The 22,467-nt window shown below is 62.7% G+C and carries 23 protein-coding genes and 1 tRNA gene; 2 read left to right on the top strand and 22 right to left on the bottom strand.

Annotated elements, in window-relative coordinates; all coding sequences use genetic code 11:
* The first annotated feature begins 127 nt into the window (after positions 1–127).
* On the top strand, positions 128–1,105 hold the full coding sequence (locus IV088_RS20810; RefSeq protein ID WP_291105856.1) for a membrane dipeptidase: 978 nt from the start codon (positions 128–130) through the stop codon (positions 1,103–1,105).
* A gap of 145 nt (positions 1,106–1,250) precedes the next feature.
* The gene (locus IV088_RS20805) at positions 1,251–2,579 is read left to right on the top strand and encodes a Glu/Leu/Phe/Val dehydrogenase (RefSeq protein WP_236961258.1); all 1,329 of its coding nucleotides are present in this window, start codon (positions 1,251–1,253) and stop codon (positions 2,577–2,579) included.
* A gap of 215 nt (positions 2,580–2,794) precedes the next feature.
* Here the strand turns inward: IV088_RS20805 and IV088_RS20800 are convergent, their stop codons facing one another.
* The 22 genes from IV088_RS20800 to pnp form a co-directional block, all read right to left on the bottom strand.
* Positions 2,795–3,265 (bottom strand): DUF1178 family protein, encoded by a 471-nt coding sequence (locus IV088_RS20800; RefSeq protein ID WP_291105854.1) that lies wholly within the window; start codon positions 3,263–3,265, stop codon positions 2,795–2,797.
* A gap of 8 nt (positions 3,266–3,273) precedes the next feature.
* Complete coding sequence (locus IV088_RS20795) at positions 3,274–3,870, bottom strand: NUDIX hydrolase (protein WP_291105852.1); 597 nt, start codon at positions 3,868–3,870, stop codon at positions 3,274–3,276.
* Positions 3,871–3,877: 7 nt separating this feature from the next.
* A complete protein-coding gene (locus IV088_RS20790; RefSeq protein WP_291105850.1) occupies positions 3,878–4,180 on the bottom strand; it encodes a DUF2818 family protein in 303 nt (100 codons plus the stop codon).
* 61 nt (positions 4,181–4,241) lie between these two features.
* Complete coding sequence (gene nuoN / locus IV088_RS20785; protein WP_291105848.1) at positions 4,242–5,753, bottom strand: NADH-quinone oxidoreductase subunit NuoN; 1,512 nt, start codon at positions 5,751–5,753, stop codon at positions 4,242–4,244.
* 35 nt (positions 5,754–5,788) lie between these two features.
* Positions 5,789–7,264 carry an NADH-quinone oxidoreductase subunit M gene (locus IV088_RS20780; RefSeq protein WP_291105846.1) on the bottom strand — a complete coding sequence of 492 codons (1,476 nt, stop codon included), beginning with the start codon at positions 7,262–7,264 and terminating at the stop codon, positions 5,789–5,791.
* A gap of 13 nt (positions 7,265–7,277) precedes the next feature.
* The gene (gene nuoL, locus IV088_RS20775; protein WP_291105844.1) at positions 7,278–9,299 is read right to left on the bottom strand and encodes an NADH-quinone oxidoreductase subunit L; all 2,022 of its coding nucleotides are present in this window, start codon (positions 9,297–9,299) and stop codon (positions 7,278–7,280) included.
* A gap of 28 nt (positions 9,300–9,327) precedes the next feature.
* The gene (gene nuoK, locus IV088_RS20770) at positions 9,328–9,636 is read right to left on the bottom strand and encodes an NADH-quinone oxidoreductase subunit NuoK (RefSeq protein ID WP_236961265.1); all 309 of its coding nucleotides are present in this window, start codon (positions 9,634–9,636) and stop codon (positions 9,328–9,330) included.
* On the bottom strand, positions 9,633–10,277 hold the full coding sequence (locus tag IV088_RS20765; RefSeq protein ID WP_291105841.1) for an NADH-quinone oxidoreductase subunit J: 645 nt from the start codon (positions 10,275–10,277) through the stop codon (positions 9,633–9,635). Before IV088_RS20765 ends, nuoK begins: the two co-directional genes overlap by 4 nt.
* A gap of 21 nt (positions 10,278–10,298) precedes the next feature.
* Positions 10,299–10,811: an NADH-quinone oxidoreductase subunit NuoI gene (gene nuoI / locus IV088_RS20760; RefSeq protein WP_236961269.1), complete on the bottom strand. Its 513-nt coding sequence runs from the start codon at positions 10,809–10,811 to the stop codon at positions 10,299–10,301.
* A gap of 15 nt (positions 10,812–10,826) precedes the next feature.
* Positions 10,827–11,909: an NADH-quinone oxidoreductase subunit NuoH gene (nuoH, locus tag IV088_RS20755; RefSeq protein ID WP_291105838.1), complete on the bottom strand. Its 1,083-nt coding sequence runs from the start codon at positions 11,907–11,909 to the stop codon at positions 10,827–10,829.
* Positions 11,906–14,041 carry an NADH-quinone oxidoreductase subunit NuoG gene (gene nuoG, locus IV088_RS20750; RefSeq protein WP_291105836.1) on the bottom strand — a complete coding sequence of 712 codons (2,136 nt, stop codon included), beginning with the start codon at positions 14,039–14,041 and terminating at the stop codon, positions 11,906–11,908. Before nuoG ends, nuoH begins: the two co-directional genes overlap by 4 nt.
* Before the next feature lie 16 nt (positions 14,042–14,057).
* On the bottom strand, positions 14,058–15,419 hold the full coding sequence (gene nuoF / locus IV088_RS20745; protein WP_291105834.1) for an NADH-quinone oxidoreductase subunit NuoF: 1,362 nt from the start codon (positions 15,417–15,419) through the stop codon (positions 14,058–14,060).
* Positions 15,416–15,940, bottom strand: a complete 525-nt coding sequence (nuoE, locus tag IV088_RS20740) for an NADH-quinone oxidoreductase subunit NuoE (protein ID WP_291105832.1) — start codon at positions 15,938–15,940, stop codon at positions 15,416–15,418. Before nuoE ends, nuoF begins: the two co-directional genes overlap by 4 nt.
* Complete coding sequence (locus tag IV088_RS20735; RefSeq protein WP_291105830.1) at positions 15,937–17,190, bottom strand: NADH-quinone oxidoreductase subunit D; 1,254 nt, start codon at positions 17,188–17,190, stop codon at positions 15,937–15,939. The genes nuoE and IV088_RS20735 overlap by 4 nt, the downstream gene beginning before the upstream one ends.
* A gap of 1 nt (position 17,191) precedes the next feature.
* A complete protein-coding gene (locus IV088_RS20730; RefSeq protein ID WP_291105828.1) occupies positions 17,192–17,812 on the bottom strand; it encodes an NADH-quinone oxidoreductase subunit C in 621 nt (206 codons plus the stop codon).
* Positions 17,813–17,848: 36 nt separating this feature from the next.
* Positions 17,849–18,328, bottom strand: a complete 480-nt coding sequence (locus IV088_RS20725) for an NADH-quinone oxidoreductase subunit B family protein (RefSeq protein ID WP_068175390.1) — start codon at positions 18,326–18,328, stop codon at positions 17,849–17,851.
* A 52-nt stretch (positions 18,329–18,380) separates the two neighbouring features.
* Entirely contained in the window at positions 18,381–18,740 is a 360-nt protein-coding gene (locus IV088_RS20720; RefSeq protein WP_291105827.1) for an NADH-quinone oxidoreductase subunit A, read from the bottom strand.
* A 50-nt stretch (positions 18,741–18,790) separates the two neighbouring features.
* Positions 18,791–18,875 (bottom strand) — tRNA-Leu (locus IV088_RS20715).
* 168 nt (positions 18,876–19,043) lie between these two features.
* Positions 19,044–19,448: a preprotein translocase subunit SecG gene (gene secG, locus IV088_RS20710; protein WP_291105824.1), complete on the bottom strand. Its 405-nt coding sequence runs from the start codon at positions 19,446–19,448 to the stop codon at positions 19,044–19,046.
* 37 nt (positions 19,449–19,485) lie between these two features.
* Positions 19,486–20,232 carry a triose-phosphate isomerase gene (tpiA, locus tag IV088_RS20705; protein ID WP_291105823.1) on the bottom strand — a complete coding sequence of 249 codons (747 nt, stop codon included), beginning with the start codon at positions 20,230–20,232 and terminating at the stop codon, positions 19,486–19,488.
* A gap of 18 nt (positions 20,233–20,250) precedes the next feature.
* On the bottom strand, positions 20,251–21,240 hold the full coding sequence (locus tag IV088_RS20700; protein WP_291105822.1) for an NAD(P)H-quinone oxidoreductase: 990 nt from the start codon (positions 21,238–21,240) through the stop codon (positions 20,251–20,253).
* Between the two features lie 19 nt (positions 21,241–21,259).
* Positions 21,260–22,467 (bottom strand): polyribonucleotide nucleotidyltransferase (gene pnp / locus IV088_RS20695; RefSeq protein WP_291105820.1); only part of this gene is annotated, 1,208 nt, incomplete at its 5' end.

The following is a 22,467-nucleotide window of genomic DNA, read 5'->3' as shown; positions in this document are numbered from 1 at the left end:
AAAGATCGTCACAGGTCTGTCACCTGCGGTGGAGCCACCCGCTCAACTTGAAGGCTCCACTTGACGCACCTCAGGCCTTGCAAAATCGGTGCCATCACATGCCTCTCACGTTCACCCTAGGAAAACCATGATTCGCTGGGAAGCCCACACCTGCCTGCCCCTGCACCCTGATGCCAGCTTCGCGCCCCTGGAGCGTTACCGCGCCAACGGCGTGCACTGCGTCTGCATCAATGTGGGCATGGACATGAATCCGCTCGGCCAGATCCTGGCGGTGATCGCATCATTCCGTGCACGCTTGCTGGCAGCGCCTGAACGCTACGTCATGCCGCGCACCGTAGCCGACATCGAACAGGCACGCAACGAGGGGAAACTCGCGGTGGTTTTTGACCTGGAGGGTGCGCTGCCCCTGCTGGAGCGGCCCGAGATGGTGGCGCTGTACCGCGATCTCGGTGTGCGACAGATCCACTTTGCCTACAACCGCAACAACCCCGTGGCGGGCGGCTGCCACGACACGCCGCAAGGCCTGACCGCGCTCGGGCACCGCATGGTGGACGCGGTGAACGACGCCGGCGTGCTCATGGACTGCGCCCACACCGAACGCCGCACCACGCTGGACATCATGGCCCACTCGCGCCATCCGGTGGTGTTCAGCCACGCCAACCCGCTGGCGCTGGCCGAGCACGGCCGCAACATCACGGACGAGCAGATCAGGGCCTGTGCCGCCACCGGCGGCGTGGTCTGCATCTCGGGGGTATCGAAGTTCCTCGGCTGCGAGACACCGGGCGCGCAGGACATCGCACGCCACATGGCCCACATCGCGAATCTCGTCGGCCCACAGCACGTCGGCCTGGGTCTGGACATCGGCTTCGGCCAGCCCGGGCTGAACGACGACCCCCCGGGTGACTTCGACCCCGGCTTCTGGTGGCCCGCGAGCGCGGGTTACGGCAAGGGCATCAGCCAGATGCGCTACGCCGCCATAGAGACCTGGCAACAGCTGCCCGGCGCCCTGCGCGCCGTGGGCATGAGCGACCATGAGGTGGACGGCGCCCTGGGTGGCAACATGGCGCGGGTGGCGCGGCAGGTCTGGGGTACAGCGTCGGATTGAGCGAATCGTCCCATCGGACTGGTTATGCATTCGCCGCATAAAGGCATGGCAACACAGCCTTGGACAGTGCGGAACGCCCTCCGTACAGTCGCGCCAGTCGATCCGGGAAGCCGGATGGGCACAACCCACAAGGAATCCCAGCACCATGTCACAAGCACCGCACCCCGCAGGCGCCGCGGCCAACAGCCCGGCCGCCTTCACCAACGCCCTGCCCTCCTACCTGAATCCGGACAAGATCGGACCCTGGGGCATCTACCTGCAGCAGGTGGACCGGGTCACGCCCTACCTCGGCGATCTGGCGCGCTGGGTGGACACGCTCAAGCGACCCAAGCGCACCCTGATCGTGGACGTGCCGATCCACCTGGACAACGGCACCGTGGCGCACTTCGAGGGCTACCGCGTGCAACACAACACCAGCCGCGGCCCAGGCAAGGGCGGCGTGCGTTTCCACCAGGACGTGACCCTCTCGGAAGTGATGGCACTCTCGGCCTGGATGTCGATCAAGAACGCCGCGGTCAACGTGCCCTACGGCGGTGCCAAGGGCGGCATCCGCGTCGACCCGCGGCAGCTCTCCAAGGGTGAGCTGGAGCGCGTGACGCGCCGCTACACCAGCGAGATCGGCATCATCATCGGCCCGACCAAGGACATCCCGGCACCCGATGTGAACACCAACGAGCAGATCATGGCCTGGATGATGGACACCTACTCCATGAACGAAGGCTCCACCGCCACCGGCGTGGTCACCGGCAAGCCGGTGGACCTCGGTGGCTCGCTCGGCCGGCGCGAAGCCACCGGGCGCGGCGTGTTCACCGTCGGCAGCGAAGCCGCCAAACACATTGGCATGGACATCAGCCAGGCGCGCGTGGCCGTGCAAGGCTTTGGCAATGTGGGCGGCGTGGCGGGCAAGCTGTTCGCCGAGGCCGGCGCCAAAGTTGTGGCGGTGCAGGACCACGGCGGCACCATCTACCGTGAAGCGGGGCTCGACGTGCCCTTGCTGATGGCGCATGTGGCCCGCATGGGCTCGGTGGCGGGCTTCCCGCAGGCCGAGGTGATCGCCAACGATGCGTTCTGGGACGTGCCTTGCGACATCCTGATTCCCGCTGCACTGGAGCAGCAGATCACCGAAGCCAACGCCGGCCGCATCCAGGCGAAGATGGTGATCGAAGGCGCCAATGGACCGACCACGCCGCAGGCCGACGACATCCTGCACGATCGCGGCATCCTGGTGCTGCCCGACGTGATCGCCAACGCCGGCGGCGTGACCGTAAGCTACTTCGAGTGGGTGCAGGACTTTTCCAGCTTCTTCTGGAGCGAGGACGAAATCAACGAGCGCCTGGTGAAGATCATGAAGGGCGCGTTCGCCTCCGTGTGGCAGGTGGCCGAAGAGAACAAGGTGAGCCTGCGCACGGCCACCTTCATCGTGGCCTGCAAGCGCATCCTGCACGCGCGCGACCTGCGTGGCCTGTATCCGTAATCACCCCCGCGCCGCCTTCGGCGTCACCCCCTCCAGGGGGCGATGCGAGTGGCCCGGCGGAGCCGGTTCCACCGCATCCTGGGATTGAGGCACGCGCTCCGGAGAGATGGCCTGCGAACAGAGGGAAAGTTGGTCCAAGGGCACCGCGGAACCTTTGCCGGGCCGCCAGTGCCGCCCCATGGGGGGTGACGCCGCAGGCGGCGCAGGGGGGGCAATTACTGCAGGGTTTCCTTGAGCGCCGGCAGCGACGGAAGCGGCATTACCTCAATGCCTTCTTCGATCAGTTCCATCGCCACCTCGGGGCTGGTACGGCCGCGGATGTTGCGTTGCTCCACCTCGCCATGGTGCATGGCCCGGGCCTGATCGGCGAAGCGCTCGCCCACGTCTTCGGTCTGCGCCAGCACCTGGCGCATGGCCTTGAGCAACTGGGCCTGCAACGGCGAACCGGATGCGGGAAAACCCAGCTCCACCCGCCCCGTGGCGTCGGCAGGCTCCACAGGCGCTTTGTCGTCCCGATGGGCGCGCAGGTTCAGGCGCGGCGCCGAAAGCATCTTCTGAATCGATGTGTCTCCACACAAAGGGCAGTTCAGCAACCCACGCGCGAGCTGGTCTGTGAAGTCGGCTTCAGAGCCGAACCAGCCTTCGAATTCGTGCTGGTGCGCGCATTGCAAGTTGAGAACCTTCATGGCCAAAATTATCGGGCCACCGCTGGCGGCATGGCCCCTGACCAGTCGAGAGTCCATGCCCCGGACAACACATTCTGCAGCCACAGCGCACCCACCAGGGTCTTGCAGTCAATGATGGCGCCGCTCCGGCACCACGCCTGCAGCTCCTCGGGCGTGGCGCTGAACACGTCGAGGAACTCGCCGTCGTCGAGCTGTCGCTCGCCCGCAGAGAGCCCGCGCGCAAACCAGATGTCGATGATTTCGTCGGAGTAGGCAATGGTCGGTGCCAGCCGGCCGGCAAAGGCCCACTCGCGCGCGCTGTAGCCGGTTTCTTCGAGCAACTCACGCCGCGCACACGCGAGACTCCCTTCGCCCGCATCCAGCTTGCCGGCGGGGAACTCGACCATCACGTCGCGCAAAGGGTGGCGGTACTGGCGCTCCATGACCAGACGGCCATCGTCCAGCCAACCGATCACCATCACCGCGCCGGGGTGCAGCACATATTCGCGCGTGGCCTCTCGACCGGAGGGCAAACGCACCGTGTCGCGCACGACATGGAGGAAGTTCCCCTGGAGCAGTTCGGTGCGCGCCACCGGAACTTCGCGCAGATGGGTGTCCGACCCCATGTCCGTCTCAGCCTCGCCGCTTGAAAAGGTAGCGGTAAACAAAACCCGGGAACGCCAGCGTCAAGAACAGGGCCGCGGTGGTCGCATAGAACTCCCAGCCCTGGGGCGCGATCTGGCCCGCAGAACGTTCCAGAGCCAGCCCCAAAGCGCCCACCAGAAAGTAGCAGATCACCAGTTCCAGCAGATGAATGCCCAGCGACTTGGACGCAGCGCGCGGGATGACCCCCAGCCAGCGCTGATTGACAAACGGCAGGTTGGCGCCGACCACGGCCGCCAGCAAGACGAGCCAGATGGAAAAGGAATGGTTCATATGGGCAGAAAGGACCCCGGATGCGGTGCCGACAACGGCACCGCAGGCCAGAACCGATGGGTCAGGCCATCAGGGCCGTGATCGCCTGGGCACACAGGGCCATCAGCCCACCGGGCACGATGCCCAGACCCAGCACCAGCGCACCGTTGAGCGAGAGCACCGAACGAGCGTCCAGGCCAGCAGCGATGCCTGCGGTCTGGCTGGGTGCGTCGAAGTACATCACCTTGACGAGACGCAGGTAATAAAACGCGCCGATCAGGGACATGATCACGGCAAACACCGCCAGACCAATGTACACCGGTTGCGAAGAGGCCAGCAAGGCCTGAAGCACCGACAGCTTGGCGTAAAAACCCACCATGGGCGGCACACCGGCCAGCGAGAACATGCACACCGCCATGACGGCCGCGTACAGCGGGCTGCGCTGGTTCAGACCGGCCAGATCGCTCACGTTGTCCGATTCGAAGCCGCCGCGCGAAAGCAACAGGATCACGCCGAAGGTGCCCAGGGTGGTCAACACATAGGTCACCACGTAGAACATGGACGAACCGTAGGCATTGGCCATGTTGCTGCTGTCCAGCCCTTGGCCTGTGGCCACCACACCGGCCAGCAAACCCAGCAGCATGAAACCCATCTGTGCGATCGTCGAGAAGGCCAGCATGCGTTTGAGGTTGGTCTGAGCGATGGCCGCGAGGTTGCCGATCAGCAGCGAGGCCACCGACAGCACCGCGAGCATCTGCTGCCAGTCGACCGCCAGGGGCGCGAGTCCTTCCACCAACAGACGGATCACGATGGCAAAAGCGGCGAGCTTGGGTGCGCCACCGATCATCAGGGTGACGGCCGTGGGTGCGCCGTGGTAGACGTCGGGCACCCACATGTGGAATGGAACAACACCCAGCTTGAAGGCCAGACCAGCCACGACAAACACCAGCCCCAGCGTCAGGACCTGCGGCGACCCCTTGAGCGTGGCCTCGCCGCCAGCGATGGCCTTCATCACTTCGGCCACATCAAGCGAGGCCGTGGCGCCGTACACCAGCGACAGCCCATAGAGGAGGAACCCGCTGGCCAGCGCGCCCAGCACGAAGTACTTCATGGCGGCCTCGGTGGCTTGCACATCGTCACGGCGCAGGGCCACCAGCGCATAGCTGGACAGGGTCAGCAACTCCAGGCCCAGGTAGATCACCAGGAAGTTGTGACCGGAGATCATGACGAACATGCCCAGCAGCGCATACAGCGACAACGAAAACAGCTCTCCACCACCCGACAGCATGTCGCGGTCCCCGGCATAGCGGCGGCCGTACACCAACGTGACCAGCACGGCCAACGCGGCAAAACATTTGAGCCACTGCCCCATGGGGTCGCTGATGACCATGCCACCAAAACCCAGCAAGGTCTGACCCGTTGCTGCTGCTGCGCCTTGAAGATAGGCCACCACGGCAAGCGTCAAGAGCGTCAGAACGTAGGTGGTGCCACGCAGGCGTGACCTGACTGCGACATCGACCAGCGAGATCACACAGGCCATGACCAGCAAAAATACCTCAGGAAAAGCCAGCACCCAGCTGCTTTGGTCGTTCATGGTGAAGACTCTCTTTTGTTTGTTGTCGGCACGGTTCAGTTGAGCTTGGAGACGGCCACGTGGCGCAGCAACTCAGCAACAGAAGCGTCCATCACATCGGTGAAGGGCTTGGGGTAGATGCCCATGTAAAGCACCGCGATCGCGAGCACCGCCATGACCAGGAACTCGCGTCGACCGATGTCGGTCAGCGCCTTCACGTGGTCATTGGCCACGGCACCCAGGTACACGCGCTTGAACATCCACAAGGAATAGGCGGCACCGAAGATCAGCGCAGAAGCGGCGGCGGCGCCGATCCAGAAGTTGGCTTTCACGGCCGCCAGGATGACCATCCATTCGCCCACAAAGCCCGCCGTTCCCGGCAACCCGCAGTTGGCCATGGTGAACAGCAGTGCAAACGCCGCAAAATTCGGCATGGTGTTGACGACGCCACCGTAGCTGGAGATCTCGCGCGAGTGCACACGGTCGTACAGCACACCGATGGAGAGGAACATGGCGGCCGACACAAAACCGTGGGCGATCATCTGCACGATGCCGCCAGACACACCCAGGTCGCTGAACACGAAGAAACCCAGCGTGACAAAACCCATGTGGGCCACAGACGAATAGGCCACCAACTTCTTCATGTCCTTCTGAACCATGGCCACCAGGCCCACATAGACGACGGCGATCAGCGACAGCGTGATGATGAGCCAGGCCCATTCGTGCGATGCGTCGGGCAGGATGGGCAGGGAAAAGCGCAGGAAACCATAGGCACCCAGCTTCAGCATGATCGCGGCCAGCACCGCCGAGCCACCGGTGGGTGCCTCCACGTGCACGTCGGGCAGCCAGGTGTGCACCGGCCACATCGGTACCTTCACCGCGAAGGCCGCGAAAAACGCGAAGAACAACAGGGTCTGCGCCGTGCTGCCCAGCGGCAGCTTATGCCAGGTGGCCAGATCAAAACTGCCGCCCGACTGCGTGTACAGGTAGATCAGGGCCACCAGCATCAGCAGCGAGCCCATCAGCGTGTACAGGAAGAACTTGAACGCCGCGTAGATCTTGTTCGGACCGCCCCAGATGCCGATGATCAGGTACATCGGGATCAGCGTGGCTTCAAAGAACACGTAGAACAGCATGCCGTCCTGCGCGGAGAACACGCCGATCATCAGACCCGACAGGATCAGGAATGCACCCATGTACTGGTTCACGCGCTCGGTGATGGACTCCCAGCTGGCGATCACCACCACCACGGTGATGAAAGCGGTCAACAGGATCAGCCAGAGCGAAATCCCATCCACACCCAGGTGGTAGTTGACATGGAAGCGATCGATCCAGGTGGACTTCTCCACAAACTGCATCGCCGCCGTACCCAGTTTGAAGCCGGTGTACAGCGGGACCGTCACGGCCAATGAGAGCAGTGCCCCCAACAGCGCCAGCCAGCGCACCACGTGCGCCTGATCATCCCGACCCAAGGCCAGCAGCACGGCACCGAAGGCAATCGGCGCCCAGATCGCAAGGCTCAGCAAACCCATCTTGTTCTTCTCCTTATTTGGCGAGCCACACGAAATACGTCATGAACAGGAACACGCCCACGATCATCATCAACGCGTAGTGGTACAGGTACCCGCTCTGTGCGCCCCGCACAAACGACGAAAAGGCGCCGACAAGCTTCCAGCTGGCGTTCACCACCCCGGTTTCGATCACACCCTGGTCGCCCCCCTTCCACAGACCGGTACCCAGCGCGCGTGCGCCACGGGCCAGCACGTTCTCGTTGAACCAGTCCATGTAGTACTTGTTTTCAAGCACGGTGATGACGGGCTTGAGGGCTCGGCCGATGGCGGCCGGCACGGCCGGGTTCACCAGGTACATGTACCAGGCGATGACCGCGCCAGACAGCGCGAGGTAGAACGGTGCGGTGGAGAGCGCATGCAAGGCCATGGCCAGCGGACCGTGGAACTCTTCCGCGAATTTCGCCACAGCCGGATGGGCGGCCGAGTTGATGGTGATCGCGTCCTTGAGGAAATCCCCGAACAACATGGGCTGAATGGTCATGAAACCTATCACCACCGAAGGAATCGCGAGCAACAGCAACGGCACGGTCACGACCCAGGGGGTTTCGTGAGGCTTGTGATCGCCATGCCCATGTCCGTGGTCATCGTGGCCATGATGCGCGTCGGGGTTCTGGTCAAAACGCTCTTTGCCGTGGAACACCAGGAAATACAGGCGGAACGAATAGAAGGACGTCACGAAGACACCGGCCAGCACTGCGAAATGGGCAAAGCCTGAAGCCGGCAGGTTGCTGAAATGCACCGCCTCGATGATCGAGTCCTTGGAATAGAAGCCCGAGAACAGCGGCGTGCCGATCAAGGCCAGCGTGCCCAGCAAGGAGGTGATCCAGGTGATGGGCATGTACTTGCGCACGCCACCCATCCAGCGGATGTCCTGGTTGTGGTGCAGGCCCATGATCACGGAGCCGGCAGCGAGGAACAGCAGTGCCTTGAAGAAAGCGTGGGTCATGAGGTGGAACACCGCGACCGAATACGCCGAGGCGCCCAGAGCCACCGTCATGTAGCCCAGCTGCGAGAGCGTGGAGTACGCCACGACACGTTTGATGTCGTTCTGGATGATGCCCAGGAAGCCCATGAACAGGGCCGTGATGGCGCCGATGACCATGATGAAGTTGAGTGCGGTGTCCGACAGTTCGAACAGCGGGGACATGCGCGCCACCATGAAAATCCCGGCCGTCACCATCGTGGCGGCGTGGATCAGCGCCGAAATCGGGGTCGGGCCTTCCATCGAGTCGGGCAGCCAGACGTGCAACGGGAACTGGGCCGACTTGCCCATCGCACCGATGAAGAGGCAGATGCAGATCACCGTGATCAGCAGCCAGTCGGTGCCGGGAAAGCCCAGCTTGCCGAGTTCGGGCGCCTTGGCGAACACTTCGGTGTAGTTCAGCGTGCCGGCATAGGCCACGATCAGGCCAATGCCGAGGATGAAGCCGAAGTCACCCACGCGGTTGACCAGGAACGCCTTCATGTTGGCGAAGATGGCCGTCGGCTTGTTGAACCAGAAACCAATCAGCAGGTAGGACACCAGACCCACCGCTTCCCAGCCAAAGAACAGCTGCAGCAGGTTGTTGCTCATCACCAGCATCAGCATGGAGAAGGTGAACAGCGAGATGTAGGCGAAGAAGCGGTTGTAGCCAGCGTCTTCTTCCATGTAGCCGATGGTGTAGAGGTGCACCATGAGCGAGACGAAAGTGACCACCATCATCATCATCGCGGTCAGGCCATCGACCATGAAGCCGATTTCCATCTTCAGACCGCCTACCACCATCCACTCGTAAACGGTCTGGTTGAAGCGCGCACCATCGACCGCGACGCTCTTGAGCGTCATGGCTGAGATGATGAAGGCGATCAGCACACCCAGGATGGTGAGCGTGTGCGAGGTACGGCGACCAATGACGTTGCCGCCAAAGGTGGTGCCCAGGATGCCGGCCAGCGCGGCACCCACCAGGGGGGCGAGCGGGACGGCGAGCAAGGTGCTTGCAGAGAGAGTGGTGCTCATGGTGTTCTTGCCTCTTCGGGGATGGGCTTCAACCCTTGAGAGTGTTGAGTTCTTCGACGCTGATCGACGACTTGGCACGGAACAGCAGCACGAGAATGGCGAGGCCAATCGCAGACTCGGCCGCCGCGACCGTGAGGATGAAGAACACAAAGACCTGGCCGTGCATGTCCCCCAAGTAGTGAGAGAACGCCACGAAGTTCATGTTCACCGCCAGCAACATCAGCTCGATCGCCATGAGCAACACGATGATGTTCTTGCGGTTCAGGAAGATGCCGATGACGGAGAGGGCGAACAGGATGGCGCCCACCGACAGAAAGTGACTCAGTGTGAGGCTCATGCCTTGCCCTCCTCGGCAGCGACCGCTTCTACGGGTGCAGATTTTTGTGTGGCAGCCATCGGCACCACGACCAGGCGGTCGCTGGCGCGCACATGCACCTGCTGCCCTGGATCAATGGCTTTGCTGTCCTTGCGCTGGCGCAAGGTGAGCGCGATCGCCGTCACCATGGCCACCAGCAGGATCACGGCGGCCACCTCGATCGGATACAGGTATTCGCTGTACATCAAGCGCCCCAGCGCCTTGGTGTTCGACACGTCGGCCGCCTGAGCCACCCCCGCAATGGGGGCCGTCACGGTCGGAAACCCGACCCACAGGACGGCGATCAGCTCGGCAGCCACAAGACCACCAAGGGTGGCCGCCAAGGGAAAGTTCTGCCAGAAACCCCAGCGGTCATCGTCGAACTTGATGTCCAGCATCATCACGACAAACAGAAACAGCACCATGACCGCGCCCAGGTACACCAGCACCAGCGTCAGACCCAGGAACTCGGCCTTGAGGATCAGCCAGAGCGCCGATGCCTGCGAAAAAGCCAGCATGAGATACAGCACCGCGTGCACAGGGTTGCGCGAGGTGATGACGCGGTAGGCCGCAAACAGCAGCACCGCTGAAAACAGGTAGAAAAAGCCGGTCTGGTAATCCATGGTTCTTGTCTTTCGCCTGCTTCAGCGGTACTTCGCGTCCGCGGCCTTGGCGGCGGCGATCTCGGGCTCGAATCGGTCGCCCACAGCCAGCAGCATCTCTTTGGTGAAGTACAAATCGCCCCGTTTTTCACCGTGGTATTCGAGAATGTGCGTTTCCACGATGGCGTCCACCGGACAGGCTTCCTCGCAGAAGCCACAGAAGATGCACTTGGTCAGATCGATGTCGTAGCGCGTGGTGCGGCGGGTGCCATCGGCTTCGCGTTCACCGGCTTCGATGGTGATGGCCATCGCAGGACACACGGCTTCACACAGCTTGCAGGCGATGCAGCGCTCTTCGCCGTTTTCGTAGCGGCGCTGTGCGTGCAGTCCACGAAAGCGGGGGGACAGCGGCGTTTTTTCTTCAGGGAACTGAACAGTGATCTTGCGGCGCAACGCATAGCGACCGGTCAGGGCCATGCCTTTGAAGAGTTCCAGCAACAGGAAACTCTTGAAAAAGTCACGGAGGGAAAAGGGAGCAACGGCGGTGGTGGACATGATGGATCGCCCTGCTTATTTCCAGATGTTCCACGGGGTCTGCATCAGACCGCCGACGAGGAGCAGCCAGATGAGCGTGACAGGAATGAAAATCTTCCAGCCCAAACGCATGATCTGGTCGTAACGGAAGCGCGGGAAAGTGGCACGGATCCAGATGAACATGGACACCACCAAGAAGGTCTTGATGCCCAACCAGATCCAGCCGGGAATCCAGTTGAACAGTGCGCTGTCGATCGGGGGCAACCAGCCGCCGAGGAACATCAGCACCGCCAGGATGGACACCAGCCACATGCTGGCGTACTCCGCCAGGAAGAAGATGGCAAAGCCCATGCCCGAGTACTCGACCATGTGACCGGCCACGATCTCGGCTTCGCCCTCGACCACGTCAAAAGGATGCCGGTTGGTTTCAGCCACGCCGGAGATCAGGTAGACCAGAAAGATCGGCAGCAACGGCAACCAGTTCCAGGAGAGGAATGTCAGCGTGTGGGACGCGGCCCAACCACGCGACTGGGACGCCACGATGTCGCCGAGGTTGAGACTGCCGGCGGTCATGACAACCACCAGGAAACAGAAGCCGATGGCGATCTCGTAACTCACCATCTGAGCCGACGCACGCAGCGCGCCCAGGAAGGCGTACTTGGAATTCGATGCCCAGCCGGCAATGATCACGCCGTACACCTCGATCGACGTGATGGCCAGAATGACCAGGATGCCCGCGTTGACGTTGGCGATCACGGCCTCGGGACCGAATGGCACCACCACCCACGCAGCCAGCGCAGGCATGATGGCCATGATGGGCCCCAGGCGGAACAGGCCCGGCGCAGCCGCGCTGGGACTGATGATCTCTTTGGTCAGCAATTTGACGGCGTCGGCGATCGGCTGCAACAAACCGAACGGGCCGACGCGGTTGGGACCCAGGCGAACCTGCATGAAGCCGAGCAGTTTGCGTTCCCAGAGTGTGAGGTACGCCACCGCGCCCATCAGCGGTGCAAGAACCACCACAATCTTGATCAGACCCCAAAGCACGGGCCAGGCGGCTCCACCCCACCAGGGGGCCGAAAACAGGCCCATCCCGCCGTTGTACATCGCGTCGATCATGCGTGTGCTCCTTCGGCGGCGCGGGCGTCTGCGGTCAGTTGAAGAGAGGATGCCCTCCTCACCAGCGAATCCAGCTGATAGATGGACGCGACGCAGGGCTGAACCTTTGAAGGGCTCTGATCTGCCGCGGCAGGACCCAGGCCTGCGTCGGCATTCGACAGTCGGGATGCAGCGACCATCTCCCCGGCGCTGGCGCCGGGCAGCACGGCCGCCAACACCGCTTGCGAAGACTCCGCATCAAAGCCGGGCAGCCCCATCAGGTTGCCCAGCACGCGGATCACCTTCCACGCGGGACGCGTTTCGCCCAGCGGCTTCACCACCGCATGGAAACTTTGCAGACGGCCTTCGGCATTGACAAATGAACCGGACGTTTCGGTGAACGGGGCGATGGGCAACAGCACGTCGCTGATGTCCAGGTTGGCCTTGAAGGGGCTGAGCGTGACCACCATGCTGGCCGACTTCAGGCCTGCGTCACCCGCAGCGCTGTCAAAGGCTGGCTCGGTATTGAGCAAAATGGCCGCCTTGAGACCGCCGCCGAGCATCTGCCCGGCATTCAGCCCCACCTGCCCGGGCAATGCACTCACCAACTGGGCACCCACGGTGTTCGCTGCTTCTGACAAGTAGCCCACGGCAGCGCCCGTTTGTTGACCAATCCAGTTGGCCAGCGACAACAAGCTCGCCGCTTTTTCATGGTGAGCGGCGGCGTTGCCCAGCAGAATGGCTTTCTGCTCGCCTCCCAGCAGGGACTTGGCAACGGCCCGTGCAGCGTCCGTCACTTCTGCGGCCACGGGGGCCTGAACACCGGCCTCCTGCGCCACAGCGACGGCCACGCCGGCCAGAGCCGACACCCACGACGAGCTGTCCGCCAGCACCTCGTGGCGCACCGGCATCGCCCAGTCCTGGGACTGGGCATGAAGAGCGCTGACCTGGCACCCTTTGCGGGCCGCCTGGCGGATGCGTTGCGCGAACAGGGGATGGTCCTTGCGCAGGTTGGAGCCCACCACCAGCACGCGTTGAAGGGTCGACAGGGATGCGATGGGCATGCCCAGCCAACGGGCGGACCCGGCAGCGGTGGTGTTGGAGAAGTCGGCATGGCGCAGACGGGTGTCAATGTTCTGGCTGCCCAGACCGCGCACCAAGGCACCAGCCAAGGCCAGCTCTTCGAGTGTGCTGTGCGGACTGGCCAACACACCAATCGCGTTCGCGCCGTGGTCGGCTTTGACCTGCCTCAGCCCATTGGCCACGTACTCCAGAGCGGTCTGCCAGTCCACGGTCGTCCACTCGCCGCCCTGTTTGAGCATGGGCGAGGTCAGGCGGTCTTCGCTGTTGACGGCTTCGTACGAGAAACGGTCGCGGTCGGCGATCCAGCATTCGTTCACTGCGTCATTTTCGAGCGGCACCACGCGCATGACCTTGTGGTTCTTCACCTGAATGATCAGGTTGGCACCGGTGGAGTCGTGCGGGCTCACCGACTTGCGGCGCGACAGCTCCCAGGTGCGGGCGCTGTAACGGAAGGGCTTGCTGGTCAACGCGCCCACAGGGCAAATGTCGATCATGTTGCCCGACAGCTCGGAGTCCACCGACTGGCCGACAAAGGTTTCGATCTCGGCGTGTTCGCCCCGATGCGACATGCCCAGCTCCATCACGCCGCCAATTTCCTGACCAAAGCGCACGCAGCGGGTGCAGTGGATGCAGCGGCTCATCTCTTCCATGGAAATGAGTGGCCCCACGTCCTTGTGGAACACCACGCGTTTTTCTTCTTCGTAGCGCGATGCGCCACCGCCGTAGCCCACGGCCAGATCCTGCAACTGGCATTCGCCGCCCTGGTCACAGATCGGGCAATCCAGCGGGTGGTTGATGAGCAGGAACTCCATCACCGATTGCTGGGCCTTGATGGCCTTGTCACTCTTGGTGCGCACGATCATGCCCATGGTCACCGGCGTGGCACAGGCGGGCATGGGCTTGGGCGCCTTTTCCACTTCCACAAGGCACATGCGACAACTGGCCGCAATGGACAATTTCTTGTGATAGCAGAAATGCGGGATGTAGGTGCCCGCCTTTTCGGCCGCATGCATGACCATGCTGCCCGGTGGCACTTCGACCTTCTGGCCGTCGAGTTCGATTTCAACCATGGTTTCTCGTCTCGTTTCAGGCGGTGGCGTCGGCCTTGATCATGGCCGCGAACTCGGGCCGGAAATGCTTGAGCATGGCGCGCACCGGCATGGCTGCCGCGTCGCCCAGGGCGCAGATGGTGCGCCCCATGATGTTCTCGGCCACGTTGTCCAGCAGCGCCATATCGGCAGGCTTTGCTTCGCCCCTGTGGATCTTGTCCACGAGGCGCCATAGCCAGCCGGTGCCTTCGCGGCACGGCGTGCACTGGCCACAACTCTCGTGCATGTAGAAATAGGAGAGACGCTTGAGCGACTCGACCATGCAGCGAGAATCGTCCATCACGATCACCGCACCCGAGCCCAACATGGAGCCGGCCTTGGAGATGGAGTCGTAGTCCATGGTGCATTCCATGATGACGGACGCAGGCAACACCGGCGAAGACGAACCACCGGGGATCACCGCCTTGAGCTGGCGGCCTTTGCGCACACCACCGGCCAGCTCCAGCAGCTTGGCGAATGGCGTACCCATCGGCACTTCGTAGTTGCCGGGCAACTCGACGTCACCACTGACCGAGTAGATCTTGGTGCCACCGTTGTTCGGCTTGCCACACTCCAGGTAGGCTTGACCACCGTGGCGGATGATCCAAGGCACGGCCGCAAAGGTTTCGGTGTTGTTGATCGTGGTCGGTTTGCCATACAGGCCGAAACTGGCCGGGAAAGGCGGCTTGAAGCGCGGCTGACCCTTCTTGCCTTCGAGCGATTCGAGCAATGCAGTCTCTTCACCGCAGATGTAGGCCCCAAAACCATGGTGAGCGTGCAACTGGAAGCTGAAGTTGCTGCCCATGATGCTGTTGCCAAGGAAGCCCGCGGCACGCGCCTCTTCCAGCGCGGCTTCGAAGCGCTCATAGGCGCCAAAAATTTCGCCGTGGATGTAGTTGTAGCCCACGGTGATGCCCATGGCATACGCCGCAATCGCCATGCCTTCGATGACGATGTGTGGGTTGAACATCAGGATGTCGCGGTCCTTGCAGGTCCCCGGTTCACCTTCATCCGAGTTGCAGACCAGGTACTTTTGCCCCGGGAACTGGCGCGGCATGAAGCTCCACTTCAGTCCGGTCGGAAATCCGGCTCCGCCACGACCGCGCAAAGCGGATTCCTTGACCGTGGCGATGACCTGATCTTGCGTCAGGCCGGCCACACCGGTGTCCGGGTTTGGTGCAGAACCGTCTTGCCCGAGGATCTTGCGCAACGCCTGATAACCGCCGCGGGCTTCGTAGTCCTTGAGCGACCAGTTGCTGCCGTTCAGCCCGGCATAAATCTGCGGGTTGATGTGGCGGTCGTGAAAACAGGTCTGCACGCCAGTGGCGTTGAACTGTGCAATCACCTGATCGGCGTTCATGCTTTGCCCTCCGCGGCGCGCAGGCCGTCGATCAGCTGGTCCAGCTTCTCATTGCTCATGAAGCTGCACATGTGGCGGTCGTTCACCAGCATCACCGGGGAGTCGGCACAGGCACCCAGGCACTCGCTCTGCTGCAAGGTGAACAGGCCATCGGCGCTGGTTTCGCCCATGTGCACGCCGAGCTTCTGCTCCAGATGGTGCAGCGCCCTTTCGCCGTCACGCAACTGGCATGGCAGGTTGGTGCAGACGTTGAGTTTGAACTTGCCCACCGGCCGCTGGTTGTACATGTTGTAGAAGGTGGTGACCTCATGCACCGCCATCACCGGCATGCCCAGATAGGCGGCAATCGCCTTCTCGGCTTCCAGGCTCACATGTCCCTGCTCCTGCTGCACGATGGACAGACAGGCCATGACGGCAGACTGTGCCTGCTCGCCCGGGTACTTTGCCACCTCGCGGGCGAAACGCTGAATGGTGGCGTCGGAGAGCGTGGCCGCACTCACGGGTTTGCTGCCGGAGATCATCGGTCAATCTCTCCAAAAACGATGTCCATGGTGCCGATGATGGCCACCGCGTCCGCCAGCATGTGGCCGCGGGCCATCTCGTCCAGGGTGGACAAATGGGTGAAGCCAGGGGCGCGGATTTTCAGGCGATAAGGTTTGTTGGCACCGTCGCTCACAAGGTAGATGCCGAATTCGCCCTTGGGGTGCTCGACGGCCGCATACGCCTCGCCCTCAGGCACGTGAAAACCTTCCGTGAAGAGTTTGAAGTGGTGGATCAAACCCTCCATGTTGGACTTCATGGATTCCCGTGACGGTGGCGCCACCTTGTGGTTGTCGGTGATCACCGGGCCGGGGTTCACACGCAGCCAGTCCACACACTGTTTGATGATGCGGTTGGACTGCTTCATCTCCTCCATGCGGACGAGGTAGCGGTCGTAGGTGTCGCCGGTCTTGCCCACCGGGATGTCGAAGTCCATGCGGTCGTACACCTCGTACGGCTGCTTCTTGCGCAAATCCCAGGCGATACCGGAGCCCCGCAACATGGGGCCGGTCATGCCAAGGTTCAGCGCACGCTCAGGGGGCACCACGCCAATACCGACCGTGCGCTGCTTCCAAATGCGGTTATCGGTCAGCAGCGTGTGGTACTCGGCCAGGTAGGTCGGAAAGCGCTGGGTGAAGTCGTCGATGAAGTCGAGCAGCGATCCCTGGCGGTTGGTGTTCATCTCCGCCATGGCCTTGGCGTTGCGGATCTTGCTGTACCGGTACTGCGGCATGGTGTCCGGCAAGTCGCGGTACACACCGCCGGGACGGAAGTAGGCCGCATGCATGCGCGCACCCGACACCGCTTCGTACATGTCGAACAGGTCTTCGCGTTCGCGGAACGCGTAGATCAGGATGGTGGAGCTGCCGCAGTCGTTGCCATGGGAACCCAGCCACATCAGGTGGTTGAGCAGGCGGGTGATCTCGCTGAACATCACGCGGATGTACTGGGCGCGGAGTGGCACCTCGATGCCCAACAGCTTCTCGATCGCCAGACAGTAGGCGTGCTCGTTGCACATCATCGACACGTAGTCCAGCCGGTCCATGTAGGGCAGCGACTGGATGAAGGTCTTGTGCTCGGCCAGCTTTTCGGTGGCACGGTGCAGCAGGCCGATGTGCGGGTCGGCTCGTTGCACGACCTCACCGTCAAGCTCCAGCACCAGGCGCAGCACGCCGTGTGCCGCCGGGTGCTGCGGACCGAAGTTCAGGGTGTAGTTCTTGATCTCAGCCATATCAGTGCAGACCGCCGTAGTTGTCTTCGCGGATCACGCGAGGGGTGATCTCCCGGGGCTCAATGGTGACCGGCTCGTAGACCACGCGCTGACGCTCGGCGTCGTAGCGCATCTCCACATGACCCGAGATCGGAAAATCCTTGCGGAAAGGGTGACCGATGAAACCGTAGTCGGTGAGGATGCGACGGAGGTCGTTGTGGCCTTCGAACACGATGCCAAACAGATCAAACGCCTCGCGCTCGGGCCAATTGGCCGACGCCCAAAGCCCCGACAACGAGGCCACCACCGGAAAGTCGTCATCCGGGCAAAACACACGGACCCGCACTCGATGATTCAGACTCACCGACAGCAGATGCACCACCACCGAAAACCGAGGACCCTCCCAACCACCATCCCCGTAGGTGGAGTAGTCCACGCCACAGACATCGATCAGCTGCTCGAAGCGCGCTTCAGGCGCATCACGCAAGGTCTGCATGACGGCAAGATAGTGGGCCGCCGAGACAACCAGTGTGACCTCGCCACGCTCGACATCAATGGACTGAGCGCGCGCGCCCAGCAAGGCAGTCAGCGCGCTCGCAATGTCAGCAGGTGGTGTGGTGTAAGAGATAGCAGCGTCGCTCATGGACCGTCTTTCTGAACCTGTGGGCTGCAGCGGCGCTCAGGCCCGCGCGATGGTGTTGGTGCGGCGAATCTTCTGCTGCAGCTGGATGATCCCGTACAGCAAGGCCTCGGCGGTCGGCGGGCAACCGGGCACATACACATCCACTGGCACGATGCGGTCACAACCTCGCACAACCGAGTAGCTGTAGTGGTAATAACCGCCGCCATTGGCACAGGACCCCATGGAAAGCACCCAGCGCGGCTCCGCCATCTGGTCATAGACCTTTCGCAGAGCAGGCGCCATCTTGTTGCACAGGGTACCCGCCACGATCATCAGATCGGACTGGCGCGGGCTGGCGCGAAAAACCTCTGCACCAAAACGACCCAGGTCGTATCGCGCCGTGGCCGCGTGCATCATCTCCACCGCGCAACAAGCCAGACCAAAGGTCATCGGCCAGAGCGATCCCGTCTTGGCCCAGTTCACCACAGAGTCGTAACTCGTGGTGACAAAACCTTCCTTGAATACGCCTTCGATCATCTTCCACTCCGGTGCGCTGCTTGCAGCTTGCGTGTCGTACAGGTGTTGATGCTCATTCCCAATCCAGCGCGCCTTTTTTCCACGCGTAGACGAAACCCACCAGCAAATCAATGAGAAACACCACCCCCGCCCAGAAGCCAACGGAGCCGATATCGGTCAGCGCCACAGCCCACGGAATCAGGAATGCGATCTCGAGATCAAAGAGAATGAAGAGGATGGCGACCAGGTAATAGCGCACATCGAACTTCATGCGGGCATCTTCGAAAGCCTCGAAGCCGCACTCATAAGGGGAATTTTTTTCAGCATCCGGGCGATTGGGCCCCAGGACATAACCCAACACCTGCGGAATGACACCAACGGCCACACCCACCAAAATGAACAAGAGCACGGGCAGGTATTGTTCGAGACTCATTTGGGTCGATTCCGCTGCACATGGCCACGATCGCCATGATTACCACTGATTGGTGCCGACGGCGAGACTCGAACTCGCACAGCTTTCGCCACTACCCCCTCAAGATAGCGTGTCTACCAATTTCACCACGTCGGCTGGATCTGCATTGTCAGGCTCGCGAGGAACAGTGCGGGCCTTGCTGACAACCCATAGAGTTTACCCTGAAACCACCTCGGTTTTTCGAACAAGCCCTTGGATTTTCAGAGTGACGCGCGGCCCGCTGCAAACCTGGCGCAGCCCCGTCACACGGGGCTTTCAGCGTTCTTACTTGCCTGGAATCTGAGCAGCGCCCGTGGCGGGCGCAGCGGGCACCTCAACAGGCCCGGCACCGGCCGCTGCCGGCGCCGAATCCGTGCCCGGAATCTGTGACGCAGGCGCAATTGGCGCGGCATTTTCGAGCACGCTGCCTGCGCGTGCCGCAGCAGGGGCCAGGTTCCCGAAATATGCCAAACCCAACGTTCCAGCAAGGAACAAGCCGGCCAGCACCGCCGTGGTGCGCGAGAGGAAGTTGGCACCACCCGATGCACCAAACAAGCTGGCCGAGCCGGCGCCACCACCAAAGGCCGCACCCGCGTCGGCACCTTTGCCGTGTTGCATGAGGATCAGACCGATCATGCCGATCGCGGCGAGGATCTGCACGGCTTGAAGAATGGTCAACAGGATGTTCATTTGTTTCTCCGGATATCGAATGAGGTCCGCGTCAGCCTCAGGCTGCGGCGGCCACGATCTGCAAAAAGTCGGCCGACTTGAGCGATGCACCGCCGATGAGGCCACCGTCAATGTCGGGCTGGGCCAGCAAGCTGGCAGCGTTGGCCGCATTCATGCTGCCGCCATAGAGGATGTGCACACGCTTGGCGTTGGTCGAGGCCGCGGCCAGCTGGGCGCGCAGCACGGCGTGCACGGCCTGCGCCATCTCGGGCGTGGCCGTCTTGCCGGTGCCGATGGCCCAGACAGGTTCATAGGCCACCACGATCTCGGTGATGCAATGCCCCACCGTGTGAATGACGGCGGCGAGCTGACGCTTCACGACGGTTTCTGTTTCACCAGCTTCGCGCTGCGAAAGCGTTTCGCCGACGCACACAATGGGCGTCACGCCGGCGGCCAGCGCGCACTGAGCCTTCGCCGCAACGATGTCATCGGTTTCACCGTGGTGCTGGCGGCGCTCCGAGTGACCGACGATGACGTAGCGGCAGCCAAAGTCCTTCAACATGGCCACACTCACTTCGCCGGTGTACGCACCCTGCTCGTGGGCCGACACGTCCTGCGAACCCCAGGCAATCGGGCTGCCTTGCAGCAGGGCTTGCATTTGTGCCAGGTAAGGCGCGGGCGCGCACAGTGCCATGTCGGCTGCGGGCACAGCGCCTCGCAAACCATCGAGCATCGCCTTGACCAGCGCCTGGTTGGCGGCCAGCGAGCCGTTCATCTTCCAATTGCCAGCGATCAGTTTTCTCATCTTGTTCTCCAGACTTGCTCAGGACCAGCTCAGCACGAGCTTGCCAACGTGCTGGTTGGTCTCCATCAGCGCATGCGCCTGCGCTGCCGCCGATGCATCAAACACGCTGTGGATGACGGGCTTGATGCGTCCCTGCTCCAGCAGCGGCCACACCTTGTCGCGCAGTGATGCGGCGATCGCAGCCTTGAAAGACACCGGGCGCGGACGCAGTGTCGAACCCGTGATGAGCAGTCGGCGCCGCAGCACGAGACCGGCATTGAACTCGGCCTTCACGCCACCCTGCACCGCGATGATCACGAGCCGGCCGTCTTCGGCCAGGCACTCGACTTCGCGCGCCACGTAACTGCCGGCCACCATGTCGAGCACGACGTTGACACCCTGCCCGTCCGTGAGCTCGCGCGCCACGGTCGAAAAATCCTGCGTCTTGTAGTTGATCGCGTGGTCGGCACCCAGCGACAGGCAGGCGGTGCACTTCTCGTCGCTGCCTGCCGTGGCAATCACGCGCGCACCCAAGGCTTTCGCCAGCTGGATCGCGGTCACGCCGATGCCACTCGTGCCCCCCTGGATCAGCAGCGTTTCACCGGGCTGCAGACGCGCCCGATCAAACACATTGCTCCAGACGGTGAAGAAGGTTTCGGGCAACGAAGCGGCCTGCACATCATCCAAACCTGCAGGCACCGGCAGACACTGGCCCACGGGTGCCACGCAGTACTCCGCGTACCCACCGCCAGCGACCAGCGCACACACGCGGTCGCCGACCTTGAAACCCGAGGCGAGCATCGCCGCAGCGTCGCCCGACTCGATCACGCCCGCCACTTCCAGACCCGGCAGGTCGGAAGCACCGGGCGGTGGCGGGTAGGCGCCGCTGCGTTGCAGCACATCGGGCCGGTTCACGCCCGATGCACGCACGCGGATCAACAGCTCGCCGACACCCGCGACCGGCACCGGACGCTCGGTCAGGCGCAGGACTTCGGGTGCGCCGAAAGCGCTGATCTCAACGGCTTGCATCGTGCCTGAACCCGACGGCTTATTGCTGCTGCTGAGCGGCTTGCTCGGCGGGCGCGGCGTTGCGGTCGATCAGCGCCTTCATGGACAGCTTGACGCGGCCCTTTTCGTCCGTTTCCAGGACCTTGACCTTGACGATCTGGCCTTCGCTCAGGTAGTCGGTCACGCGCTCGACACGCTCGTGGGCGATCTGGCTGATGTGCAGCAGACCGTCCTTGCCGGGCAGCAGGTTGATCAGGGCACCGAAGTCCAAGATCTTGGTGACCGGGCCTTCGTAGACCTTGCCGATTTCGACCTCGGCGGTGATCTGCTCGATGCGGCGCTTGGCTTCGTCGGCCTTCGAGGCTTCGGTCGCGGCGATGGTGATGGTGCCGTCTTCGTCGATGTTGATCTGGCAACCGGTTTCTTCGGTCAGCGCGCGGATCACGGCACCGCCCTTGCCGATCACGTCACGGATTTTTTCCGGGTTGATCTTCATGGTGAAGAGCTTGGGCGCGAAGTTCGACACTTCGGTCTTGGCTTCGCCCATGGCTTCCTGCATCTTGCCCAGGATGTGCATGCGGGCTTCCTTGGCCTGGGCCAGTGCGACCTGCATGATTTCCTTGGTGATGCCCTGGATCTTGATGTCCATCTGCAGGGCGGTGATGCCGCCGGTGGTGCCAGCCACCTTGAAGTCCATGTCGCCCAGGTGATCTTCGTCACCCAGGATGTCGGTCAGCACCGCGAAGCGGTTGCCGTCCTTGATCAGGCCCATGGCGATGCCGGCCACGTGGGCCTTCATCGGCACGCCGGCGTCCATCAGCGCCAGGCAGCCGCCGCAGACCGAAGCCATCGACGAGGAGCCGTTGGACTCGGTGATTTCCGAGACCACGCGCATGGTGTAGGGAAAATCTTCCTTGCTCGGCAGTGCGGCGATCAGCGCACGCTTGGCCAGACGGCCATGGCCGATTTCGCGGCGCTTGGGGCTGCCCACGCGACCGGTTTCGCCGGTGGCGAAGGGAGGCATGTTGTAGTGCAGCATGAAGCGGTCTTCGTAGTCGCCCGACAAGGCGTCGATGCGCTGCGCGTCGCGGTCGGTGCCCAGGGTGGCAACCACCAGGGCCTGCGTCTCACCACGGGTGAACAGGGCCGAACCGTGAGTGCGGGGCAGCACGCTGTTGCGGATTTCGATGCCACGCACGGTGCGCGTGTCGCGACCGTCGATGCGGGGCTCGCCGGCCAGGATCTGGC

This window comes from Hydrogenophaga sp. (assembly GCF_018780075.1).
Lineage (GTDB): Bacteria > Pseudomonadota > Gammaproteobacteria > Burkholderiales > Burkholderiaceae_C > Hydrogenophaga.
This window is presented reverse-complemented; position numbering and strand designations above follow the sequence as displayed.

What these genes read in the sequence shown, in the direction of transcription:
- IV088_RS20810 (WP_291105856.1), top strand. Translation starts at nt 128, where the DNA reads ATGATTCGCTGGGAAGCCCACACCTGCCTGCCCCTGCACCCTGATGCC.
- IV088_RS20805 (WP_236961258.1), top strand. Translation starts at nt 1,251, where the DNA reads ATGTCACAAGCACCGCACCCCGCAGGCGCCGCGGCCAACAGCCCGGCC.
- IV088_RS20800 (WP_291105854.1), bottom strand. Translation starts at nt 3,265, where the DNA reads ATGAAGGTTCTCAACTTGCAATGCGCGCACCAGCACGAATTCGAAGGC.
- IV088_RS20795 (WP_291105852.1), bottom strand. Translation starts at nt 3,870, where the DNA reads ATGGGGTCGGACACCCATCTGCGCGAAGTTCCGGTGGCGCGCACCGAA.
- IV088_RS20790 (WP_291105850.1), bottom strand. Translation starts at nt 4,180, where the DNA reads ATGAACCATTCCTTTTCCATCTGGCTCGTCTTGCTGGCGGCCGTGGTC.
- nuoN (WP_291105848.1), bottom strand. Translation starts at nt 5,753, where the DNA reads ATGAACGACCAAAGCAGCTGGGTGCTGGCTTTTCCTGAGGTATTTTTG.
- IV088_RS20780 (WP_291105846.1), bottom strand. Translation starts at nt 7,264, where the DNA reads ATGGGTTTGCTGAGCCTTGCGATCTGGGCGCCGATTGCCTTCGGTGCC.
- nuoL (WP_291105844.1), bottom strand. Translation starts at nt 9,299, where the DNA reads ATGAGCACCACTCTCTCTGCAAGCACCTTGCTCGCCGTCCCGCTCGCC.
- nuoK (WP_236961265.1), bottom strand. Translation starts at nt 9,636, where the DNA reads ATGAGCCTCACACTGAGTCACTTTCTGTCGGTGGGCGCCATCCTGTTC.
- IV088_RS20765 (WP_291105841.1), bottom strand. Translation starts at nt 10,277, where the DNA reads ATGGATTACCAGACCGGCTTTTTCTACCTGTTTTCAGCGGTGCTGCTG.
- nuoI (WP_236961269.1), bottom strand. Translation starts at nt 10,811, where the DNA reads ATGTCCACCACCGCCGTTGCTCCCTTTTCCCTCCGTGACTTTTTCAAG.
- nuoH (WP_291105838.1), bottom strand. Translation starts at nt 11,909, where the DNA reads ATGATCGACGCGATGTACAACGGCGGGATGGGCCTGTTTTCGGCCCCC.
- nuoG (WP_291105836.1), bottom strand. Translation starts at nt 14,041, where the DNA reads ATGGTTGAAATCGAACTCGACGGCCAGAAGGTCGAAGTGCCACCGGGC.
- nuoF (WP_291105834.1), bottom strand. Translation starts at nt 15,419, where the DNA reads ATGAACGCCGATCAGGTGATTGCACAGTTCAACGCCACTGGCGTGCAG.
- nuoE (WP_291105832.1), bottom strand. Translation starts at nt 15,940, where the DNA reads ATGATCTCCGGCAGCAAACCCGTGAGTGCGGCCACGCTCTCCGACGCC.
- IV088_RS20735 (WP_291105830.1), bottom strand. Translation starts at nt 17,190, where the DNA reads ATGGCTGAGATCAAGAACTACACCCTGAACTTCGGTCCGCAGCACCCG.
- IV088_RS20730 (WP_291105828.1), bottom strand. Translation starts at nt 17,812, where the DNA reads ATGAGCGACGCTGCTATCTCTTACACCACACCACCTGCTGACATTGCG.
- IV088_RS20725 (WP_068175390.1), bottom strand. Translation starts at nt 18,328, where the DNA reads ATGATCGAAGGCGTATTCAAGGAAGGTTTTGTCACCACGAGTTACGAC.
- IV088_RS20720 (WP_291105827.1), bottom strand. Translation starts at nt 18,740, where the DNA reads ATGAGTCTCGAACAATACCTGCCCGTGCTCTTGTTCATTTTGGTGGGT.
- secG (WP_291105824.1), bottom strand. Translation starts at nt 19,448, where the DNA reads ATGAACATCCTGTTGACCATTCTTCAAGCCGTGCAGATCCTCGCCGCG.
- tpiA (WP_291105823.1), bottom strand. Translation starts at nt 20,232, where the DNA reads ATGAGAAAACTGATCGCTGGCAATTGGAAGATGAACGGCTCGCTGGCC.
- IV088_RS20700 (WP_291105822.1), bottom strand. Translation starts at nt 21,240, where the DNA reads ATGCAAGCCGTTGAGATCAGCGCTTTCGGCGCACCCGAAGTCCTGCGC.